This window comes from Burkholderia ubonensis, from assembly GCF_902833085.1.
Taxonomy (GTDB): domain Bacteria; phylum Pseudomonadota; class Gammaproteobacteria; order Burkholderiales; family Burkholderiaceae; genus Burkholderia; species Burkholderia ubonensis.
In genome coordinates, this window is sequence record NZ_CADFEB010000008.1 from 1 (window position 1) to 20618 (window position 20618).

The window sequence follows — 20618 nt, forward strand, 5'->3', positions numbered from 1 at the left end:
CTCTCGCATCTGGCGCCGAATTACCTGTCGCTGCTCGATGCGGAAATCCTGCGCGGGTCGCTGGCCCTGTACGACTGGACCGACGGCGAGCTGAATCGCCGCCGGATCGAGGCGATCCTCGACGTGAGGCATGGGCCGCTGCAAAAGCTCGTGAAGGGCGGGTTGATGCGCGGCGTCGAAATTGCCGTGACGATCGACAGCACACACTTCGCGGGTGACGGCGATCTCGAATTGTTTGGTGCCATGCTCAACCGGTTCCTGGGCCTGTATGCGACGGTACAACCTGTACACGAAGCTGGTGATCGTGTCGCAGCCGACCGGCCGGCGCCTCGAATGGCCCGATACGAAGGGTGAAGGAGCGCCGTTTTGAACACCCCCGCGAAAGCGCCCGAGCGCAGCCTGACGACCCTGCCGTCGCCCCGGGCGGACCGTACGTTGCTGCCGGCGCTGCTGAATCAGGCGCACCGGATGAATTTCTATCGCTTCTGCGCGCTGATCGAACTGGCCGCATCGGATGCCGCGCCGCTGGGTACCACCGATTCGCCTGCGACGGATCCGGTCCGCTTCCGGTCCCGTGCGCACGACGTTCCTCGGCCTGTACGGCGTCGATGCGCGCATGCCGGCGTATTTCATTGACGAGGTTGCACAGAACCGCGACGGCGCCGAGCCGCTGTCTGCGTTCCTGGACCTGTTCCACCATCGCCTTGCCACGCAGTTCTACCGGATCTGGCGCAAATACCGGTATCCGGCCGGCTTCCGGCCGGATGGCTTCGATACCGTCTCGCGCGGCGTGCTCAGCCTGGTGGGTCTCGGGTTCCGTTCGCCGGACACGCGTGCGCCGGACTGGGGGCTTCCGCCGGGTGTGGATGCGCGCACGCTGTTGTCGATGCTCGGACTGGCCGCTCAGAAGACGCGCACCGCGGAAGGGCTTGCCGGCGTGCTGCGCCCCGCGATTCCGGACGCCGCCATTGCGGTCGAGGAGTTTCATCCGGTGTGGCGTACCGTCAACGACTTCGAACCGGCGGCGCTCGGCGAGCAATGCTTGCTCGGACGCGGGTTTTACGATCGGGCGAACACGCTGCGTATCGTGATCGCGCCGCACACGCGCGACGCAGTCGCGGCGCTCGTGCCGGGACAACCGACGTACCGCCAGATCACCGCGTTGCTGCGCTTCTACCTCGGCTACGAAAGCGAAGCGCTGCTGGAGATGCGGGTGCCCCCGGACCTGATGCCCGAGCCGCTGTTGGCGTCCGGTCAGGCGAAGCTGGGCCTGACCACGCAACTGGGCTCTCCGCCCAGGGGGCAAAGCGGACGCCCATGCGTGACATCGGTACAGCTGGGCCGCTGGCACGGCGCGACGGAAGCCGTATAAGCCCGATACACCATTCGGCAGGATATGGAATATGGACAAGCACCCAAAGAACCCTTTCAGGACACCGACCGGGCGAAGCCTGGTCGGGGCAGCGGCCGCCTCGGTCATCCTTGCAACCGCTGGCTGCGGCGTCGGGCAAGTCGTGAAGGACAGCACGGTGGGCGCGGCGAAATGGGTCTTCACGACACAAGTGAAGACGATGAATGTAGACCTCGTTGCCCGATCGTCGTTAAACGCAAATGCCGCTGGGCAGCCTTTGTCGACGGTCGTGAGGCTCTACCAGTTGAAGGACGCGAAAACTTTCGACCAACTCGACTACACCCAGTTGCAAACCCATGACCTGGACGCGCTCAAGGCGGATCTGCTCGCCACCAAGGATGTGGTGCTTCGCCCCGGTGCGAATGCCAGCGTGAGCGAACCGATGCACCCGGACGCGCATGTGGTGGGCGTCGTGGCGTTCTTCCGTGAGCCGGGGGAGGGTGCGGTCTGGAAGCTGAGCATGCCGAAAAAGCAATGGAAGCAGATCGATCCGGTCAAGGTCGAAGTGCGCGACAACGTGCTTGTGCTGCTCGATGCCAAGGATCAGCCCGTCACTCGGGCCGAGCCTCGGCAGAGTGCGCCGGGCGTGCCGGCGCCGAAGCCGAAAGCGGTGAGCGCAACCGGGCACACCGGATGAAGGATTTGCGGCAGCGGCGTTTGGAGTGTCCGGAAAGCAACCGCCTGTAGTCGCGTCGAAGTAACGAGGTCCGTGCCCGGAGCATCGGGACGGTTTTATCCGCGCTCACCAGGAACGCAGCAAGTCGAGCGACGCTTGTTCTGGACGCGTTCCGCCAAGCGGGCTGCCCGACGGCTCAGTTCGTAAAATGCCAACATGCTGGCCAGCATCGCGAAAGCGACGCCGCTTGCGTCCCAGCGCAGGCCGAGACTGAACGCCGTTGCCTGGGTCGCGGCCATGCCGGCGGTCATGGCGAGCAGCATCGCTGCAATCTCGATTCCGATCCGGGCCAGGGCCTTGGCGGCAACACGTACCTTGTCGAGTCGAATCATGTCGAGGCGCCCTGCATGGTGCAGGAGCACCACGGCCAGCATCGCGGACGTCGACATCGGGAACCAGCGCAGATGCAGCGTCAGCGTATTCCACACGACGCCCGTATCAAGCGCCCCGCCGCATACATCGAGGATCGTATCGACGGGCGTGCGCATCGCATCGAGCGTCAACCCGACGCAGACGGCGGCAATACACCAGCGCATCGACCGGCGGGCGCACCGGCCGGACGGGCCGCTTCCCGACACATATCCCGCGATGGCGCATGCAATCGCGCCGGCGCAATTCCAGGTCCAGCTGGAATATGAATCATGTAGCCGGGTCGGCAAATCGCAGGCGGCATAACCGAGGAGTGCGAACGACATCATGTCGCGCAGCCGAGCGGATAGCGAAACGACGGCGATTCGCACGACCCGGCCTGCCGGTGGCGCAGTCGGAGGCATCATGGCCGTTCACGCAGGATCGTTCAGGACCGCATACCAGGAGCACACCACGCCGGCCGGCGAGACACCGCCGCCGCCGCTTGCGTGCGGGACGGCGCGCACGATCGAGCCGGTCAGCGCCGGACGCTGGTTGACGCCGTTCGGCCACGGCGCACTCAGGTATCCGACGTAGTCGTATACCCATTCCTCGCCGCTGACGACGCCCTGCCCCTGGAAGCGCACGGTCCAGGGGTCGCCATAGCCGATCGAGCCGCTGAGCTGCAGTTCCCATCCCGGTCCGAAGATGCGTCCCCTGAGTATGCCCATCGGCGCCGGCTCGAGCTCGATAGTGGCGCGGCCGAATTCAAGGTCATTGAATGACGTCGCCAGGTCAGGATCGTTCAGCAAACTGCGATAGGTCCACATGCCGACCAGACTGCCCGTTTCAGGTGCGTAGCTCATGCCAGCTTCTCCCGTCGCTTCGACTGCGCTGAAATCCCCCGCTGAACCGGCGCCGGACCGATGGCGCCGGTTCAGCGCATCACGCGGCTACCGGACCTCGACCCGGAACCGTTGCTGACCCGGCTTGGGCGCTGCGGCGGCGAAGGATTTCCCTTGGCCGAATACATCGTCACGGGTATGGACTTCGACCTCGTAGCTGGCATCCTTCACCGACTCTTCCTTGAATTGGTGCAGCGGGAAGAACGCTTTCACTTCGAGATGGGTCTGGCAGTTGGCGCAGTACTGGACGCTCCAGCGGCTCAGGACGGCCTCCGTGCCGAGGAGGTGCCGCTTGCCGTCCACGACGACGAAGGCGGCCACGACGAAAGACCCGCGGATCGGCGCACGGTTGATCCCGGAGACGCGAAGAACCTTGCTGCTGTTGCCGGCCGGCACGGCCGCCGCAAGCTGGGGTCTCGGCAGGTCTTCCAGCGAGCCGGGGCCATACGTGTAGCCCAGTTGCTCCTCGATGTTGATGCAGTCGAGCGACGTGTACGCGCGTTGCTTGCCGTTCTCGCTTTTCTTGAACGGATCGAGCGGCGACTCCAGCGTCAGCCACGAGTTGGGCACCGTTCCCGGCGTCGGCCCCTGGCTGTCCACGGAGTTGGTTCCGGGATATTCGGCGATGACGTCGAGGTGCTGGGTGAAGCCGTGACGCTTCTGCCACAGCCAGAACACGCGGTCCACGAAGCAGTGGTGGAAATAGAAGATCGGGTCGAGGCCCGCCGTGTCGTTTTCGCCCATGTCGCCGTTGGCGCCGCGGATCGGCGAGTCGTCGCCGGCGTTCGCGCCGGTGGGTACGTCGTAACCGCCGACCGCAAGGTGAATGTGGTTGTGCGGAGATTCGAGCGGAACGATTTGCTCGGTCCCTTTCGGAAGGTCCTCGTTCCACTGTGCCGCGGACGTCGTATTCGAAAACACCGTATAGTTGGGCGCATTCAGGCACGCCTCGTATTGGGCCTTCACGTGAGTCTCGATCTTCTTGCCGTGCACGACGATGAAGGACGTGAGCCAGTTCACCACGTTCCGGTCGAGCAGTTTCACGTTCTCCTGGTAGTGCGGGAATCGGGCGTTGTGCTTTTCGGTAGCGGCCCGGTCTTTTTCGGTGCCGACCAGCCCCGACAACGGATAGCGAACCGTTTCGTAGCCGAGGGGCTTGCTGTAGTTCGGATCGTCGCCGTTGATGTTGTCGGTGATGCCCTTGTTGAACACGAAGGAACGCAGCGGGTTGGGAATCGTTTGTCCGTCGAGCTCGACCTCCTTCTTGGTCAGCGCCCACGGAATGCCGTGCTTGAGCGACTCGTCGCTGGTTTCGTCCCAGTAGGGCAGCATCACTTGTTCGCAGCCCGGGATGCTCTGCAAGGCTTCTTCCAGCTTCAGCAGGTAAACGCGATGCCAGGTCGGGAACAGCACATTGCCGTGATTGCAATAGCCGCCCCAGTAAGAGGACGATCCCCAGCCTGCGCCGCGGAAAGGCTCGCCGTGGAAGCCGCCGATCAGGAAGAACGAGTGCGGATCGTCCGGCGGGAGTTCCTTGATGCCTTTCCACGCGCGCATCAGGTCCTCGAGCGGCTTCTTGTTGCCTTTCAAGTACTCGGCCTGCAGCGATTCGATCGACGGGCGGACCCGGACTCCAGTTGCGCTATTCATGACACGGCCTCTCTCTTTTGTAAGCAGCGTTGCGGTTTGACTGCCGGGGTTTGAGCGCGAGCGGACGATGCGCAGGGCAATCGGAGCTCACGTCCAATCAGATTCGTTTTTGTCAGGATGCCGGTAGGCGTTTTGAAACGTATTACCCGACAGGGCATAGGCGGGCCCTGGCGGTCTTCCACCACCTCCATGTGCAATGCGGACATGCGCGACGGCGCCGCGCGCCTTCGGAAAAAGGCGCGACGCATTCGAATCGCGGGGTAGGCCGCGGCGGATTGGCACCAATCCGCCGCGAGAAATTACAGTGGTAAGGTCTCCGTCATATCCCCGTAGCGTCTAATCATGATTTTGATATGAGTAAATAAAGCAAATCGGATTTGTTTCCGCAAGAAAAATATGGGGGCTTGCGGTGATGCACGGATTGCTCGATTTGTCGAAACGATCATGTCGATTGATGGCGCGGCGGTAACGGCGCGAGTGCATCGAGACGTTTTCGACGGCCGTCGCCGACAGATACGTTGCGGTCCTTGGCGGGAGCCGGCAGGGACCGTTCACGGTGTAGAGTGATGAATTGCAAGACGGCATCGTTTCGCCCTTCCTCGCCGATACGTCGATGAAAGTCGTTTTTTCCCGCAAGGGCTTCGATTCACAGTACGGCGGCATGCCCAGCCCGATCCTGCCGGACGGTCGCCTTCTTCCATTGCCGATTCCGAGCGCCCATGACAGTGCGACATTGGCGGACCTGGATTTCGCGGATGCAACGCTGGATCAGGTTCTTTGCGATCTGTCGGCCGGCAAGCATGGTTTGCAGACGCATGTCCACTTCGATCCGGACCTCGGCGGGAGGCACGTTGCCAACCTTGCGAACTGGCGACCGGCGCTCGGGCAGACGGGTTCCGCGCAAAGCCATCTGAGCCGTCACGGTATCGGGGCGGGCGATGTCTTCCTGTTCTTCGGCTGGTTTCGATCGATCGAGTGCACGGGCGGAAAGTGGCGGTTTGCGCCGGGTGCGCCCGATCTGCACGTGTTTTTCGGATGGCTGGAAATCGATGAGGTGCTGCCGATCGTGACGCAGCGCGCGGAAGCGTTGCGTCGCCATCCATGGATGGCGGCACATCCGCATGTCGCGGCGCCGGATCGGTACACGGATGCTCGGAATACGGTTTACATCGCCCGCCGGCGATCTGCCTATACGCGAACCACAGCGGTGGGAGGCGGCCGCTTTGTGTCGATGCGCCCCGAGTTGCAACTGACACATCCAGGCCATTCGCGCAGCGTCTGGTCGTTGCCTCGATGGTTCGCACCCGACGGACGAGCGCCGATGAGCTATCACGCGAAAGCGCATCGGTGGGAGGTGCGGGAGGATGGCGTCACGCTCCGATCGGTCGCCAAGGGGCAGGAGTTTGTCGTCGATGGCGCTTTCTACCCGGAGCTCGAAAGCTGGGTGGGCGATCTGATCAGAAGGAACGCATGAAACGACTCAAGTATGTGATGACGAGTGACTCGGGGCTGGCGCCGAATCCGTATTTCGGCATCTGCTCGCTCCGAAGAAATCCATTGCTTTTACGCTTGAACCTGACGTTACGTCATGATTTATTGTTCGTTCAAGCGGAGGAATGGCGATGGCATTGAAAATCGGAGCGCTCGCAAAACGGACGGGCCTGACCGTTCGGGCGCTGCACCACTATGACGCAATCGGATTGCTGTCCCCTTCCGCCCGCTCGGATGGCGGCTCCCGGCAATATAGCCATGACGATGTGATTCGCCTTCACCGGATTCAGGCGCTCAAGCATTTTGGCTGCTCGTTGTCGGACATCAAGGCATATCTGGATGGCTCCGGAATTGCACCGGTTGAAATCATCAATCGGCAAATCGGCGTGCTCGACGAACAGGCTCGGCGCGTACAGGCGCTGCGAGATGGTCTTCAGCATTTGGCAAACAAGATCACCAGCGGCAGCGAGACCGGGACGGCAGACTGGCTGAACCTACTGGAAATGATGACCATGTACGAAAGACACCTCACAAGTGAAGACCTCGATCATTTGCGGGCGCGGCAACAGCAATCAGGTGTGCACCTGGACGCATGCAGAAACGAATTGATTGCCGAGACGAGAAGGGCAATCGACATGGGGCTGCTTCCGGAAAATCCGGAAGCGCAGGCACTGGCCTGGCGCTGGATTCAGCATATGAAGGATGCGACAGGGGATAACGCCCGGCTGGCATCCAGCTTGAAGAGCATGCAGGAACAGGAGCCGAGAGCCCGGGAGATCATCGGCTTCACGCCGGACATGCATCGATGGATTTCACTATCGATTACGAACGCCAGGGCAAGACTCTTTGCCAGGTACCTGTCACCCGCTGAATTTGACGAAGTCCGGCAACGCATGATCGCCCATGCAGACGATTGGCCACCCCTTTTCGCGCAGGTGCGAGCCCGGATGGAGGCAGGTGCGGATGTCACCGATCCGGCTGTTCAGGCATTGGCGAGTCGCTGGCAAGATCTCTTTCGTGACTCATACTGCGGCGATGATGCCGCGCTTGAAAGCAAGATTCATATCGCATTCCGAACAGAACCCGATCTGTCGGTTGGCGTCGGCCTGGACATGCCGCTGATTTTGTTTATCCAGAAGGCGATCCTGGCTTTGAACGGGGCCAGGCAGAAATCAATCAACGCAGGCCCCAAGCCAAGCGCGCAGCGCGTCGCGACCTTGAGAGCGGCGCATCAGCTCCTTGATGACCCGTTGATTCTGGAAGACCGGCTTGCGCTGAAAATTCTGGGCAGCACGAATGAAGCTGCCGTCCGAAGCAACCCGGGCCTCTACGATGACCCCTTGTCCAAGGGACTCCGGATGTCCGTTGTGGTGCGTAGCCGCTTTGCCGAAGACGAGTGGCAAAAGGCTGCGCAAAACGACGTCCGTCAATATGTCATTCTGGGTGCCGGGCTGGACACTTATGCATATCGCGGGAATCATCCAACCGGACGAATCTTCGAGGTCGATCTTCCTGCGACACAGCAATGGAAGCGAGCGTGCTTGAGTGCCGCCGATATCGAGATTCCGGCATCCCTGACGTACGTGCCGATGGATTTTGAACACGACACCTTGACGCGAGCGTTATCCGAAGCTGGATTCAGGAAAGGCGAGCCCGCATTTTTCTCATGGCTTGGCGTCTCGGTGTATCTCGAGGAAGACGCGATCCTGGAGACCTTGCGGTTCATCGCATCGTGCGCGGCGGGAAGCGCCGTGGTCTTCGATTATGTCGTAACGCCATCATTGCTCCAACCAATGGAGCGGGTAGGCATGGAATTGGTGCGTGCGAGAGTTGCAGAAAATGGAGAGCCATGGAAATCGGATTTTGATCCGGCATCGCTGGCTGACAAAATTCGCTCGCTTGGATTCAGCGAAGCGATCAGCATCAGCCCGGAAAGCCTGAGCAATATTTACTTGGCAGGACGTAACGATGGTTTTCGGATGGGCGGCTCTTTGCGATTGATGCACGCCATTGTCTGAAAACCGTTATCGGGTGCTTGCGAGCCCCCGTGCGCCGCGCGAGTCCATTCATCTATGTGTGAGGCCGTGTCCGGGGCGACGGGGCAACTCCAGCTACTGACCAGGACGTGTCACACCGCCAGTGGTGCCGGGCGTAACCGTTGTCTCGGTGATTGCGGTGACGCCGGACGAATCAACCGAGCGTGTCGTCGTCACGGACGGAGTGGCCACACGCGCTGTGCCCTGTTGCACGATGGCTCCCGATTGCGCCGCCACTCCTGACGATTGAGTCGCCACACTCGGCCGCGCCTGCTGCGCACCCGGCTCCGTCACCACAACCGACGTCACACGCGGTTGCGCCGCTGCAGCCGGCGGCGCCATAGCGCCGGATTGAGCCGCGCCCGGCCGCGCTGCTGCGGCAGGCTGAGCCTTCGTCGCAGGCTGTTGCGCCTTCGCCACCTGCCCCGACTCCTGCCACCCACCCCCCAACGCCTTATAAAGCGTCACCCGACTCGTCAGCCCAGCGAGCTTATACGTGACGAGCAATTGCTGCGCCTGGAACAACTGCCGCTGCGCATCGAACACCCCGAAGTAATCATCGACCCCATTCTGAAACCGCATCTGCGCGAGCCGCTGGGTTTCGCTGATATCGTGGATCATCTTCTGCTGTGCGTTCACTTCGCGCTCGAAGGTCGTCCGCGCAGCCATGCTGTCCGCGACTTCCCGGAACGCGCTCTGAATCGTGCGCTCGTAATTCGCGACATTCACATCCTTCTCCACCGTCGCGAGATCGAGATTCGCGCTGTTGCGTCCTCCATCGAAGATCGGCATCGTCAGCTGCGGCGCGAACAGCCACGCCGCCCCGCCTGAAAACAACCCGGCGAGCGTCGCACTCGCAACCCCCAGCATCCCGGTCAGCGTGATCCTCGGGAAAAACGCCGCCCGCGCCGCGCCGATATTCGCATTGGCCGCGATCAATCGATGCTCGGCCGCCATGATGTCCGGCCGGCGTTCCAGCAACGTCGACGGCAGCCCCTCGGGAAACTCCGCCAGCACATGCTGGTTGCCGAGCGGCGTCGCATTCGTCACCCCGGCCGGCAGCGGGCCGCCGCCGATCAGCAGCGTCAACGCGTTCTCATCCTGCGCAACCTGCCGCGTGTACTGCTCGACCGCAACCTGCGCGGTTTGCACCTGCGTATCGGCGCGATGCTCGTCGAGCTGCGCCATCCCGCCGGCGAGCTTGCCGCGATGGATCATCGCGGCGACATCCTGCTGGTTCTTGAGCGTGTCCTGCGCGAGCTTGAGCAGCTCGCGATCGGCCATCAGCGTGAGATACGCATTCCCGACCTCGGCCACGAGGCTGATGTGAACGCTGCGCTGCGCTTCCACGGTCGCGAGATATTGCTCCTGCGCGGCGTGACTCATGCTGCGCACGCGCCCGAACAGGTCGATCTCGAAGTTGGTCAGCCCGACACCGGCACTAAACGTATTGATCAACGGCGACTGGCCCGGCGCACGCAACCCCGGGCTCAGACGCTGGCTGTTGAGCCCCAGGTTGGCGTCGATTTCCGGAAACTGGACCGCGCGTTGCAGCCTGTATTGCGCGCGCGCCGCATCGATATTGAGCGTCGCGATGCGCAGGTCGCGGTTATTGGCGAGCGCCCGCGCGATCAGCTGCTGCAGCTGCGGATCGACGAAGAACTGCCGCCAGCCGAGATCGGCCGCCGCCGGACCGCTCTGCTGACCCGCATTGGCGCCCGGCGTCGAATAGGCCGGCCCGCTCGGATAAGCGGACGGGATCGGCGCATCGGGCCGCTGGTATGTCGGCTCCATCGAGCAGGCCGCGAGCGCGACGATGAGCGCGAGCGGCAGCACGCGTATCGGCGGAGAGGGAAACGGAAGGCTACGCATCATCGACGATTCCAGAACGAGAAAAAGAAGGGCGAGGGCGCGGACTCAGTCCGACAGCGCGCGCTGCATGAGGCGCGAGATCGCCAGCTTCGGCTGGCCCTGCGCCGCGATGTTGTGGGGGGGATCGCCGAACAGCATGCGGATCAGTCCGTGGCGCGCCGCCGTATCGACGTGCAGCGCGATGCCGAGCAGGCGGCCCTGGCGGCGCACGATGCGGCACGGGATCCAGCCGATCGGCGCGAGCCACAGCGCACCTTCGGCATCGACCGGCAACGAGCCGGCCTGCGGCGTGAGCACGGCCGCGCCGTTGCACGACAGATCGTGCGTCGTCACCGCGTATTCCTGCTGGCCGATGCGCAGCCGCGCGGATGCGCGATAAGGAAAGCGCTCCTCCTTGCGAGGCCGGGGCAATTCCACGCACACCAGCATCGACGTCAGATAGAGCAGCAGCGATATCCCGGTCCACGCCGAATTGAACACGAGCCCCGGCGCGTCGGGGTCGCTCGACAGCGCATGCCCGAGCCCAAGCGCCGACAGCACGATCAGGCTGCCGTAGAACGCCGCGAACTTGCCGTGGACGATCAGCTTCGAGCGGTCCAGCCCCTTGTTCGTCACCTTGAACGGCCGCCCGAACGGCCGCAGGATCGCACTCGCGAGCGACGCGGTCACCGCCATCGCACAGACGATCTGCGTGACCTCGGTGAAGATCGGCAGCGCGCGCCGTCCGGTGATCCACATGCTGTAGGCCCAGTAGGCGATCAGCGACGGCACGCCGTACGCGAGAAACTGCATCGGCTCGCCGTACAGCGTCGGCACGTTGAAATACCAGTACAGCAGCGGCCCGAGCAGCAGCATCAGCGTGAACGGCCGGCTCAGCCAGTGCAGCAGCCCGTGCACGTAGTGCAGCCGCTGCGTGAACGTATAGCCGCGGCCGCGCAGCGGGCCGTCGGGCGTCAGCGCGACCTGGATCGTGCCGAGCCCCCAGCGGCTGCGCTGGCTGATGTATTCCGGCAGCCCTTCGGCCGACAGCCCGACCGACAGCCGTTCGTTGAGCCAGCGCGTCACATAGCCGTGCGGCATCAGCCGGTAGGTGAGGTGGATGTCCTCGGTGACGGTGCCGGTCGGAAACCCGCCGATGTGGTTGACGAGGTCGCGCCGCACGACGAACGACGTGCCGATGCAGAACGCCGAGCCCCACGCGTCTTTTGCCGGCTGCATGATGTCGAAGAACGCGCGCTGCTCGTCGACCCAGCATTCGGTCGAGCGCAGGTTGTACTGGATGGGATCGGCGTTGTAGTAGAACTGCGGGGTCTGCACGACGCCGACCGTCGGATCGGCGAACAGGCCGATCGTGCGCATCAGGATCTTGCGGTGCGGCGCGAAGTCGGCGTCGAGCACCATGATGTACGGCGCGCCGCCGTCCGGGCCCTGCGCGCTTTTGCGCAGGCCGTTGTTCAGGTTGCCGGCCTTCGCATGCGTGTTGTCGGGGCGGGTCGCGTAGTTCGCGCCGACCTGTTCGCAGAACGCCTTGAGCCAGTCGCGGCGCGTGTCGTCGAGCACCCAGACGCGGAAGTCCGGATAGTCGATCGCGAGCGCCGCGACGATCGTCTTCTCGAGAATCTCGAGCCCTTCGTTGTAGGTCGCGATGAAGATGTCGACGCGCGGCGCCTTCGCGGTGCGCCGCAGCCGGGCTTCGCCGGCGTCGGCGTCGGGCGAGTGATCGCTGGTGCGCGTGAGCACGACGATCGAGATCAGCGTATACGTCAGCGCGATGCACTCGAAGCCATAGAAGACGTGCGCCCACACGCTCGGAAAATCCATGCGCGGGTCGGGCAGCGTCTGGGTCGTGCGCCAATACAGGTACGTCAGCAGCAGCGTCGCGGCAACGCAGCCGAACAGGATGCGATCGACGGCGCGCTCGCGCTTGCCGAGCCGCGTGAGTACGAACACGATCAGCAGCACGCCGCCGTTGATGACGAGCAGGGATCGGCTTGCGAGAAAGAAATCGAACATCGTCACTCCAGAGCATGAGTGGTGCCGCTGCCGGGGCAGCCGCCGCCCGGCAGGCATCCCCCGGGACGGAACGGATTCCACCCGGCCGCCGCGAGCACGGCCCATGCGGTCGCGCCGAGGTGCGGCAGGTGGAAGTAAAAGAAGTCCTCGGTCGTGGACGTCGGCCCGATCGACAACCCGGTGCGAATGCGCGCGTCGGGCGTCGCATAGAGCAGGCCGTCCGGCGCGCGCTGCGCCAGCAGCAGCGCCCACAGCGGCTGGGCCTTGGCGTTCTGCCCGACCGCCTGCAGCGTGAGGGCCGCCTGGCCGGTGCCTTCGGTCCACACCCCGTCGGGATGCGCATTGAAGCCATAGCCGCCGTTGATCCGGTGCGCGCTGTCGACCCACGCGATGCTGCGGCGCCAGTCGGGCGGCGCGTCGGCAATCGCGAGCAGCGGCCACAGCGACGCGTCGAGCGCGGACGGGCCGACGTTCGGGCTATGCCCGTCATCGCGCGTGCCGATCAGGAAGCGGCCTTGCCGTGCATCCCACATCGCCGCGACGAAGCTGCGCGAGCGGTCCGCGGCCGTGCGCCAGCGCGCGTCGCCGGTGCGCTCGGCGAGCCAGCGGAACACCGCGTAGGTATCGACGTTGTGTTCGGTGGATTTCCATCCCTGATGGATCTGCTTCGGCTCGTACCCGAACTCGCCGCCGACGTAGCCGGCCGGCGCCGTCGCATCGAGCCGGCCCGGATCGACCCAGCCCATCAGCGCGGCGGCGCCATCGAGATAGCGTTGGTCGTGCGTCGCCTCGTGGACGGTCAGCAGCGCGAGCGCGGCCCACGCGACGTTGCCGGTTGCGGTGCCGTCCTGATACGCATCCTCGAACCACCGCTTGCTCGGTTCGTCCCACCAGCCCGGCAGCGGCGCGGGCCCGGCCGGCAGCCCGCCGGCGCGGTACGCATTGCGCAGCCGCATGTCGTGGTAATGGCGATCCCGTGCGCTCGCCTGCAGGAGCGCGTCGGCGATGCGGCGCGCGTCGTCGGTGCGGCGGCACGCGACCAGTGCGATGCCGGCGAGCGCGTTGTCGTAGACGAACGCCGCGTGCGTGAGCGCCGGCGCGAGCGGAGGGCCGCCCGGCGCCGCCTCGTAGCTGTCGAGGAAGACAGGCCCCGCGCCCGGCACGGCCGCGACACGCCCGGCCAGCGTCTTGCAGCCCGACGCGAGCAATTCCGCGCGCTGCGGAGATGCGCCGTCGGCGCCATGGGCAGCCGGGGCGGCGAGCATCAGCGGCGCGAGCGGCAGCATCACGAGCGAGGCGATCTTGCGCAGACGGTGCAGGAAGGGCGGCTTCATCGGCATCGGTCCCGGTGCGCGCGGCGTTACGCCAGCTGGCTGCGCAGCCAGTGCAGGCCGCGATCGGCGGCCGATCGCAGCGCATCGAACCACGGTTGCGCGCGATCGGCGATCGAGCGGAAGCCGCCCTGCGCGTTCACGTCGTCCGGAACCAGCCCGGACATGCCGCTGCCGAGCCAGCTCCGGTTGAGGCTGACCTTCGCCCAGCGGCCCATCGCGCAGCGGTCGGCCGGATCGGCGCGCGCGCTGACGGGCAGCGCGGACAGCGGCCGGTCGAGCTTCGCGATCACGTAGATCTCGTTCTTCTCGATCGGCGGGAACGGCACGAAGTAGCGGGCCTGCTCGCCTTCGGACGCGCGCGGCAGCACCTCGGACACGGACGCGGGCACCTTGAACGGCACGCCGTCCATCCGCACGTTCAGGCGCGTGCCGGGCAGCAGGTCGTCGCTCAGGCTGCGCGGGAACACCGCGACGACCCGCGACTGGCTGCAGTTGCTCGCGCGGATCAGCGTCGCGCCGGCCGCGACGCGCGTGCCCGGCGGCGCGAGCACGTCTTCGACGACGCCCGGTTCGCTGGCGCGGATCTCGAGATTGGACAGCCGATCGAGCCGCGCCTTCTCGGCGTCGATCATCTTGCCGACCGACTGGCCGTAAGCGTCGTACTGCGTCATCTGCGCCTTCAACTGCACGATGTCGGCGCCGAGCAGCCGGCTGCGTTGCTCGAGCGTGGAGGTGGCGCCGTCGCTGGCGGACGCGTAGACCTTGTTGCGCGACGCATTGCCGGCGGCCGTCGCGTGATCGAGCTCGGCGGCGGCCGCGGCCTTCGCGTTCGACAGGATCGACAACTGGTAGCGCGACGCATTGGTGTAGGCCTCGCTCACCGCGCCGGCCTCCTGCATCGCCTGGTTGCGGTTGACCACGTCGGCCTGCTGGTCGACCTGCGCCTTCGCGACGTCGAGCCGCGCCTGCAGCGCGCGGATGCTCGCCGAGTGTTCCTGCTGCGACGCGCTCTGATAGCGCTGCAGGTCGCGGCCGGTCGTGGCGAGCTGGCTCTCGTCGCCGGCGAGCTGCGCGCGCGCGGCATCGTAGTGCTGCTGGTTGTCGAGCGCCTTGCCGGTCAGGTCGATCAGCAGCGCGCGGTCGATGTTCGGATTCTGCACCGTCATCAGCGGCTGGTTCGCCGCGAACGGCTTGCCGATCCCCACTTGCTGCTGCGTGACGATCCCTTCGACCGGCGAAGTGACGAGCGTCACCTGGCTGTTGACCACGGCCCGCTCCGACGAACGCGTGAAGATGTTCGGGAACATCACGGTCAGCACGACCCAGGCGACGAACACCACGATGCCGTAGCCGATCGAGCGCACGGCAAAGTGCCACAGTGGCCGCCCCAGGGCGGACTGGCGGCGCGCGACGGGGTCATCGTGCGGCGCGGGCGCGTCGGGGACGGGCTCGGGCGGGCGGTGGTCGAGTCGTTGGTCGGACATTGGGCTCTCTCCTGCATGGCAAACGCACGAACGAGCGGACGAACGTCGTCGCACGCCCGGTGCCGGCGTCAGCTGTGGGCATCGTCGTCGAAGACAAGCCGGCGCCGTTGCGCACGAGCGCGCGCGCCGGTCCCGGCCTGCCTGTGTCGTTTGTTGTCCGCAGTGCACTCGCTCCAAGCTCGCGTTGGATCGACACACTGTCTGAACTGGCCGGCTTGACCGGCCGCCTGATCGGCCCCGCTTGCGCGGTGCCTCGTTGAACGTGGTCTTGCAACAACGTATTGACGACTCGCATTCGTCTGCGCGGCACGTCCGGCAGAGGCGCTGCGAGTCAATTCAGACTAGTGAAGTCGCCGCGGCGGTACTGTAAGTGTGTGTAAAAGATGATTTCTTTGAGACCCTAAAACGCGCGTGTTAAGTGACTGCCTGGTTAACCGTCGATCGTTGTCGGTCGTCTGTAATGCTCGTGACGCAAGCCGGCGCGCAATTGGACGGGGAGCGCGAATCATGGAATCCGACGATATCCGGGGCATTCGGGCCCGCTGCGACGCCCGGCCGAGACCGATGCGGCGCGGGCGTCATGCGTTGCCGCGATTGCGCGTCGATTCGACCGCACGATCCGTACCCGTCGAGCGGTCATTGTGCTGAGGATTGGCGCGGACGACTCGACATCCGCGCACGGATCGGCGACGATCGAGCAAACAACAGCCAGACGTCACGCACATGACCGTCGATCACCAACCGATCTGGATGCCCGTCGCGATGAGAGAGCGTGGCGTGCGTCGTTTCCCCGCGGGCGAGACGAATCCCCGCATCGTCGAGTACAACAACCACACGAACCTCGTCGGCTATGACGACAAGATTTCGTGGTGCTCGTCGTTCCTGAACTGGTGCATGGTGCACGCGGGCTTGCGCGGCACCGGCTCCGCGCTCGCGCGCTCGTGGCTCGCATGGGGCAGGGCGCTGGAGCGGCCGGTGTACGGCTGCGTTGCCGTGCTGACGCGCGACGATCCGGCGAGCTGGAAAGGGCACGTCGGGTTCTATTTGCGTCACGACGACGAGAACGTCTACCTGTTCGGCGGCAACCAGCTCGAAGAAGTACGCGAGCTCGCGTATCCGCTCGACACCGTGATCGGCTACCGGTGGCCCGCATAGCGGGCGTTCAGGTCGCCGACCGTCGCACGCGCTCGCCCGCTTGCTCCATCCGCTGGCTTTTCGCTTGCTCGGGCGCCGCGATCCTCTCCCGCGTCGCTCACTTCGCGGCCACGGCCTCGGCTTTCGAGCCGTCCGCCGCATCGTTCCGGCTCCACCCGCCGCCCAGCGACCGATACAGCGCGACCGCCGACAGCGCGTGCTCGCGCCGCAGCTGATTCAGCGCATCCGAATCGCGCAGATACACCTCCTGCGCCGACAGCACGTCCAGGAAATCCGTCGCGCCGCCCTTGTAAAGCTGGTTCGCGAGACCGAGCGCCTTGTCCGACGCGGCGAGCGCGCTGTTCAGGCGCTGCGTCGCGGCGGTCGTGCCGACGAGATCCGCGCGCGCATCCTCGACCTCGCGCAGCGCCTGCAGCATCGTCTGCCGCAAGCCGAGTTCCGATTCGCGCATGCGACTTTCGCTCTGCGCGATGTCGGCGGTGATGCGCCCGGCGTTGAAGATCGGGCTCGTCGCGCTCAGCGCCGCGCTGAACAGATTGTCGGTCAGCGTCGGCAGGCCGAGATAGGACGCGGCGAGGAGGCCGTCGGTCAGGTTCAGCGAGAACTTCGGATAGCGCTCGGCCTTCGCGACGCCGACCTGGGCCGCGCGCTGCTCGACGCGCGCGTAGGCGCTCAGCACGTCGGGGCGGCGCAGCAGCGCCTGCGACGGCAGCGTGGCGGGCGAGCCGTCCGGCGGCGCGGGGATGTCGCCGGCCTGCGAAAGCACGAGCTTGTCGACCGATTCGGGCGTGCGCCCCGAATACACGGCGATCAGGTTGAGCTGGTGCGAGATCTGCGCCTGCGTCGGCGGAATCCGCGCTTCGAGCGCATCGAGCTGGTTCTGCGCGCGCGTGACGTCGAGCTCGGTCGACAGCCCGAACGCCTGGCGCTTGCGCGTGAGGTCGAGCGCGCGCTGGCGGATTTGCGCGTTGTCCCGCAGGATGCGCAGCTCCTGCTGCGCCCACCGCAGGTCGACGTAGGCCGACGCGGTGTCGGCCGCGAGCGCGAGCCGCATCGCGTCTTCCGCGTGCTTCTGCCCGACGAGTTCGGCTTGCGCGGCGAGCAGGTCGAGCCGTTCGCCGCCGAACACGTCCGGCGACCAGCTCAGCGCGAGGCCCGCGCCGGCCTGCTTCACGTAGCCGAGCGGCGGCGGCGTGTTCTGGCGCGCGTAAGCGCCGTGCGCGTTCGCATCCAGTTCCGGCAGCAGCACCGAGCGCTTCTGCACCGTCAGCGCCTGCGCCTGCTTCACGCGCTCGGCGGCCGCCTGCAGGTCGAGGTTCGCGTCGAGCACGGTGGCGATCAGTTCGTCGAGCACCGGGTCGTGGAACTGCGCCCACCACGTTGCGGCATCGACGTCCGCGCGCGGCACGTCCGTGTCCCACGCGTGCGGCGCGAGCGATTCGACCGATTCATGCAGCGCGGGATGCTGCGCGGGCTGCACCGCGCAGCCGGCAGCGAGCGCGCTGACGGCGAGGGCGACGAGAAGCTTCTTCATGATGATCACCTCAGTGCGCGTCCGGCGGCGGCGCGCTCGTGGAAATGGGTTTGGAAAACAGCACCGCGACCAGCGCGACGAGGAAACACAACGCCAGCGCGTAGAACGCATCCGCGTAAGTGAGCGTCAGCGCCTCGCGATAGATCAGCCGGTGCAGGTTCGCGAGGCCGGCCTGCGCGGCGTTCAGCGTGTCGCCGGCGACGGCCGTCCAGTGCGCGGCCTGCCCGTCGAGCAGCGCCGCGACCTGCGGCTGGCCGGCGCTCACGTGCTCGTTCAGGCGCAGGTAGTGGAAATTCAGCCGGTCGTTGAGCATCGTCGCGCTGACCGCGATGCCGATCGCGCCGCCGAGGTTGCGCATCAGGTTGAACAGGCCGCTCGCCGATTTCAGCCGCGACTGCGGCAGCGAGCCGAGCGCCATCGTCACGATCGGCGGCACGCTGAACTGCTGGCCGATGCCGCGCAGCGCCTGCGGCAGCAGCAGTTCGCGCCAGCCCCAGTCGTGCGTGATCGGCGTGTACAGGTAGACGCCGAGGCCGAAGCAGGCGAGCCCGAACATCAGCAGCACCCGCATGCTGAAGAAGCGCGTCGCGAGCGCGTACGCGCCGAGCGCGAGCATCTGGAACGCGCCGACCGACAGCAGCGCGATGCCGATCTGCAGCGAGCTGAAGCCGCGCACCTGCGCGAGAAAGAGCGGCGTCAGGAACACCGACACGAAGATGCCGATCCCGGTCACGAACGACAGCAGGCTGCCGATCCCGAAGTTGCGCACGACGAGCGCGCGCAGGTCGACGATCGGCTCCTTCGCGGTCAGCGCGTGGACGAGGAACAGGAAGCCGCAGATCGCGGAGATCCACGTGCACAGCACGATGACGTCGTCGCCGAACCAGTTCTTGCGCGGGCCTTCCTCGAGCACGTATTCGAGGCAGCCGAGGAAGCCGGACATCAGCGCGATGCCGAGATAGTCGCCGCGCTTGAGCAGGCCGAGGTCGGGCCGGTCGATATGCACGTAGCGCGGCACCAGCGCGGCCACGACGATGCCCGGCACGAGGTTCAGGTAGAACAGCCAGTGCCACGACCACTGGTCGGTGATCCAGCCGCCGATCACCGGGCCGATCGCCGGCGCGAGCGACGCGAGCGCGCCGATGGTCGTCGACGCGACCAGCCGCTGCTTGCCGGGAAACAGCACGAACGCGGTCGTGAACACGGTCGGGATCATCGCCGCGCCGAGCGCGCCCTGCAGCCCGCGAAACAGGATCATCGAGTTGATGTCCCACGCGAGGCCGCACAGCATGCTGGTGATCGTGAAGCCGACCGCGGACGCGACGAACAGCCAGCGCGTCGACAGCACCTTCGACAGCCAGCCCGACATCGGGATCACGAGGATCTCCGCGATCAGGTACGCGGTCTGCACCCACGACAGTTCGTCCTGGCTCGCGGACAGCCCGCCGCCGATGTCGCGCAGCGACGACGCGACGATCTGGATGTCGAGGGTCGCCATGAAGAACCCGACGCACATCAGCGCGAACGCGAACACGCGCTGCCGCATCGGTTGCGACGCCGGGTCGCCGATAAAGCCTGTAGTCATGATCCGCTCCGTCATTCGCTCGGCATGCCGCTCAGTCCGCGCGCGCCGTATGCACGGTCACGACCGCGGACAGGCCGGGGCGCAGCACGTTCTCGAGGCCCGGCTGCGCATCGAGATGCACGCGCACCGGCACGCGCTGCACGATCTTGGTGAAGTTGCCGGTCGCGTTCTCCGCCGGCAGCACGCTGAAGGTCGCGCCGGTCGCGGGCGCGAGGCTCTCGACGCGGCCGTGCACGCGCAGGCTCGAGGCGTCGAGCGACACGTCGACGCGGTCGCCCGGGCGCATCTTCTTCAGCTGGTCTTCCTTGAAGTTCGCGTCGATCCACAAGCCCGACGCGGGCACGATCGTCAGCAGCGGCACGCCGACGTTCGCGAGCATCCCGACCCGGCCGGTGCGGTTGCCGACGTAGCCGTCGACCGGCGAGCGGATCGTCGTGTATTCGACGTTGAGCGCCGCGACCCGCTGCGCGGCGAGCGCGGTGTTGACGCGTGCGCGGGCGTCGGCGAGCTGCGCGCCGAGCACGTCGAGCTGCCGCTTCGCGGCGAGCAGCGCGGCGTCGCTGCGGTCGACCGCGGCGCTCGCCTTCGAATAGTCGGCGTCGGCGCGCTCGACGATCTGGTTCGATACCGCGTCGGACTTCACGAGCTCGCGGTAGCGCACCTTGTCGGACGCCGCACGCGTCAGTTCGGCAGCCGACGCCCCTTTCTCCGCGGTTTGTTGACCGATCACCGCGTACTGAAGCTGCTGCTTCGCTTCGAGTTCGGTCACCGCGGCGCGCGCGCCGTCGACGTCGGCGCTCGCCTGCGCGAGCTTCGCGTCGTAGTCGCGCGCGTCGAGCCGCACCAGCACGTCGCCGGCCTTCACGCGCTGGTTGTCGGTCACGAGGATCTCGTCGACGAAGCCGTTCACCTTCGGCGCGAGCACCGTGACGTTGCCGCCGACGTATGCATCGTCGGTGCTCTGCTCGAAGCGCAGCACGAGATCCCAGTAGAGCGCCGCCGACGCCACGGCGGCGACGACGGCCAGCACCGCGATGGTCATCCACGGCACGCGCCGGCGCTGCCGCGCGACGGCTTGCGGCGGCGCCGCTTCTCGGGAAACAGGAGTCTGGGTCGTATCCATC

General features: G+C 65.8%; 15 protein-coding genes and 2 pseudogenes. 7 read left to right on the forward strand and 10 right to left on the reverse strand.

What is annotated here, in order from left to right:
- The 3 genes and pseudogenes from HWX31_RS22215 to tssJ form a co-directional block, all read left to right on the forward strand.
- A pseudogene (locus tag HWX31_RS22215) lies at window positions 1–370 on the forward strand (type VI secretion system baseplate subunit TssF); the annotation flags it as partial.
- Window positions 371–468: 98 nt separating this feature from the next.
- Window positions 469–1372, forward strand: a pseudogene (gene tssG, locus HWX31_RS22220) (type VI secretion system baseplate subunit TssG).
- 31 nt (window positions 1373–1403) lie between these two features.
- Window positions 1404–2048 carry a type VI secretion system lipoprotein TssJ gene (gene tssJ, locus HWX31_RS22225; protein ID WP_175933963.1) on the forward strand — a complete coding sequence of 215 codons (645 nt, stop codon included), beginning with the start codon at window positions 1404–1406 and terminating at the stop codon, window positions 2046–2048.
- A 95-nt stretch (window positions 2049–2143) separates the two neighbouring features.
- On the opposite strand, the gene HWX31_RS22230 is transcribed toward tssJ, so the two are convergent.
- From HWX31_RS22230 to HWX31_RS22240, 3 genes are all read right to left on the reverse strand, one after another.
- Window positions 2144–2785 carry a hypothetical protein gene (locus HWX31_RS22230; RefSeq protein WP_174964055.1) on the reverse strand — a complete coding sequence of 214 codons (642 nt, stop codon included), beginning with the start codon at window positions 2783–2785 and terminating at the stop codon, window positions 2144–2146.
- A gap of 84 nt (window positions 2786–2869) precedes the next feature.
- On the reverse strand, window positions 2870–3301 hold the full coding sequence (locus HWX31_RS22235) for a hypothetical protein (RefSeq protein ID WP_059967241.1): 432 nt from the start codon (window positions 3299–3301) through the stop codon (window positions 2870–2872).
- An 87-nt stretch (window positions 3302–3388) separates the two neighbouring features.
- The gene (locus tag HWX31_RS22240; RefSeq protein ID WP_174964054.1) at window positions 3389–4990 is read right to left on the reverse strand and encodes a tyrosinase family protein; all 1602 of its coding nucleotides are present in this window, start codon (window positions 4988–4990) and stop codon (window positions 3389–3391) included.
- 571 nt (window positions 4991–5561) lie between these two features.
- Between HWX31_RS22240 and HWX31_RS22245 the strand changes: the two genes are divergently transcribed.
- Genes HWX31_RS22245 through HWX31_RS22255 form a run of 3 tightly spaced genes read left to right on the forward strand, consistent with a single transcriptional unit; the run spans window position 5562 to window position 8499 of the window.
- Window positions 5562–6464 carry an Nmad3 family putative nucleotide modification protein gene (locus tag HWX31_RS22245; protein WP_244143805.1) on the forward strand — a complete coding sequence of 301 codons (903 nt, stop codon included), beginning with the start codon at window positions 5562–5564 and terminating at the stop codon, window positions 6462–6464.
- Window positions 6461–6622, forward strand: coding sequence for a hypothetical protein (locus tag HWX31_RS22250; RefSeq protein WP_174964053.1), 162 nt, complete (start codon window positions 6461–6463; stop codon window positions 6620–6622). Before HWX31_RS22245 ends, HWX31_RS22250 begins: the two co-directional genes overlap by 4 nt.
- Window positions 6613–8499, forward strand: coding sequence for an SAM-dependent methyltransferase (locus HWX31_RS22255; RefSeq protein WP_174964052.1), 1887 nt, complete (start codon window positions 6613–6615; stop codon window positions 8497–8499). Before HWX31_RS22250 ends, HWX31_RS22255 begins: the two co-directional genes overlap by 10 nt.
- A 93-nt stretch (window positions 8500–8592) precedes the next feature.
- On the opposite strand, the gene HWX31_RS22260 is transcribed toward HWX31_RS22255, so the two are convergent.
- From HWX31_RS22260 to HWX31_RS22275, 4 genes are read right to left on the reverse strand one after another with little or no spacing between them, the layout of a single operon-like run.
- Window positions 8593–10389, reverse strand: coding sequence for an efflux transporter outer membrane subunit (locus HWX31_RS22260; protein ID WP_174964063.1), 1797 nt, complete (start codon window positions 10387–10389; stop codon window positions 8593–8595).
- A 45-nt stretch (window positions 10390–10434) separates the two neighbouring features.
- The gene (locus tag HWX31_RS22265) at window positions 10435–12402 is read right to left on the reverse strand and encodes a glycosyltransferase (protein ID WP_174964051.1); all 1968 of its coding nucleotides are present in this window, start codon (window positions 12400–12402) and stop codon (window positions 10435–10437) included.
- Between the two features lie 2 nt (window positions 12403–12404).
- On the reverse strand, window positions 12405–13742 hold the full coding sequence (locus HWX31_RS22270) for a hypothetical protein (protein ID WP_174964050.1): 1338 nt from the start codon (window positions 13740–13742) through the stop codon (window positions 12405–12407).
- Between the two features lie 20 nt (window positions 13743–13762).
- Window positions 13763–15220 carry an HlyD family secretion protein gene (locus HWX31_RS22275; RefSeq protein WP_174964049.1) on the reverse strand — a complete coding sequence of 486 codons (1458 nt, stop codon included), beginning with the start codon at window positions 15218–15220 and terminating at the stop codon, window positions 13763–13765.
- Between the two features lie 723 nt (window positions 15221–15943).
- Here HWX31_RS22275 and HWX31_RS22280 point away from each other — a divergent pair.
- Window positions 15944–16375, forward strand: a complete 432-nt coding sequence (locus tag HWX31_RS22280) for a TIGR02594 family protein (protein ID WP_244143806.1) — start codon at window positions 15944–15946, stop codon at window positions 16373–16375.
- 97 nt (window positions 16376–16472) lie between these two features.
- On the opposite strand, the gene HWX31_RS22285 is transcribed toward HWX31_RS22280, so the two are convergent.
- Genes HWX31_RS22285 through HWX31_RS22295 form a run of 3 tightly spaced genes read right to left on the reverse strand, consistent with a single transcriptional unit; the run spans window position 16473 to window position 20617 of the window.
- Window positions 16473–17909: an efflux transporter outer membrane subunit gene (locus HWX31_RS22285; RefSeq protein ID WP_174964048.1), complete on the reverse strand. Its 1437-nt coding sequence runs from the start codon at window positions 17907–17909 to the stop codon at window positions 16473–16475.
- A gap of 10 nt (window positions 17910–17919) precedes the next feature.
- Window positions 17920–19494, reverse strand: coding sequence for a DHA2 family efflux MFS transporter permease subunit (locus tag HWX31_RS22290; RefSeq protein WP_174964047.1), 1575 nt, complete (start codon window positions 19492–19494; stop codon window positions 17920–17922).
- Window positions 19495–19525: 31 nt separating this feature from the next.
- Window positions 19526–20617 (reverse strand): HlyD family secretion protein, encoded by a 1092-nt coding sequence (locus tag HWX31_RS22295; protein WP_174964046.1) that lies wholly within the window; start codon window positions 20615–20617, stop codon window positions 19526–19528.
- Between the last annotated feature and the right edge of the window lies 1 nt (window position 20618).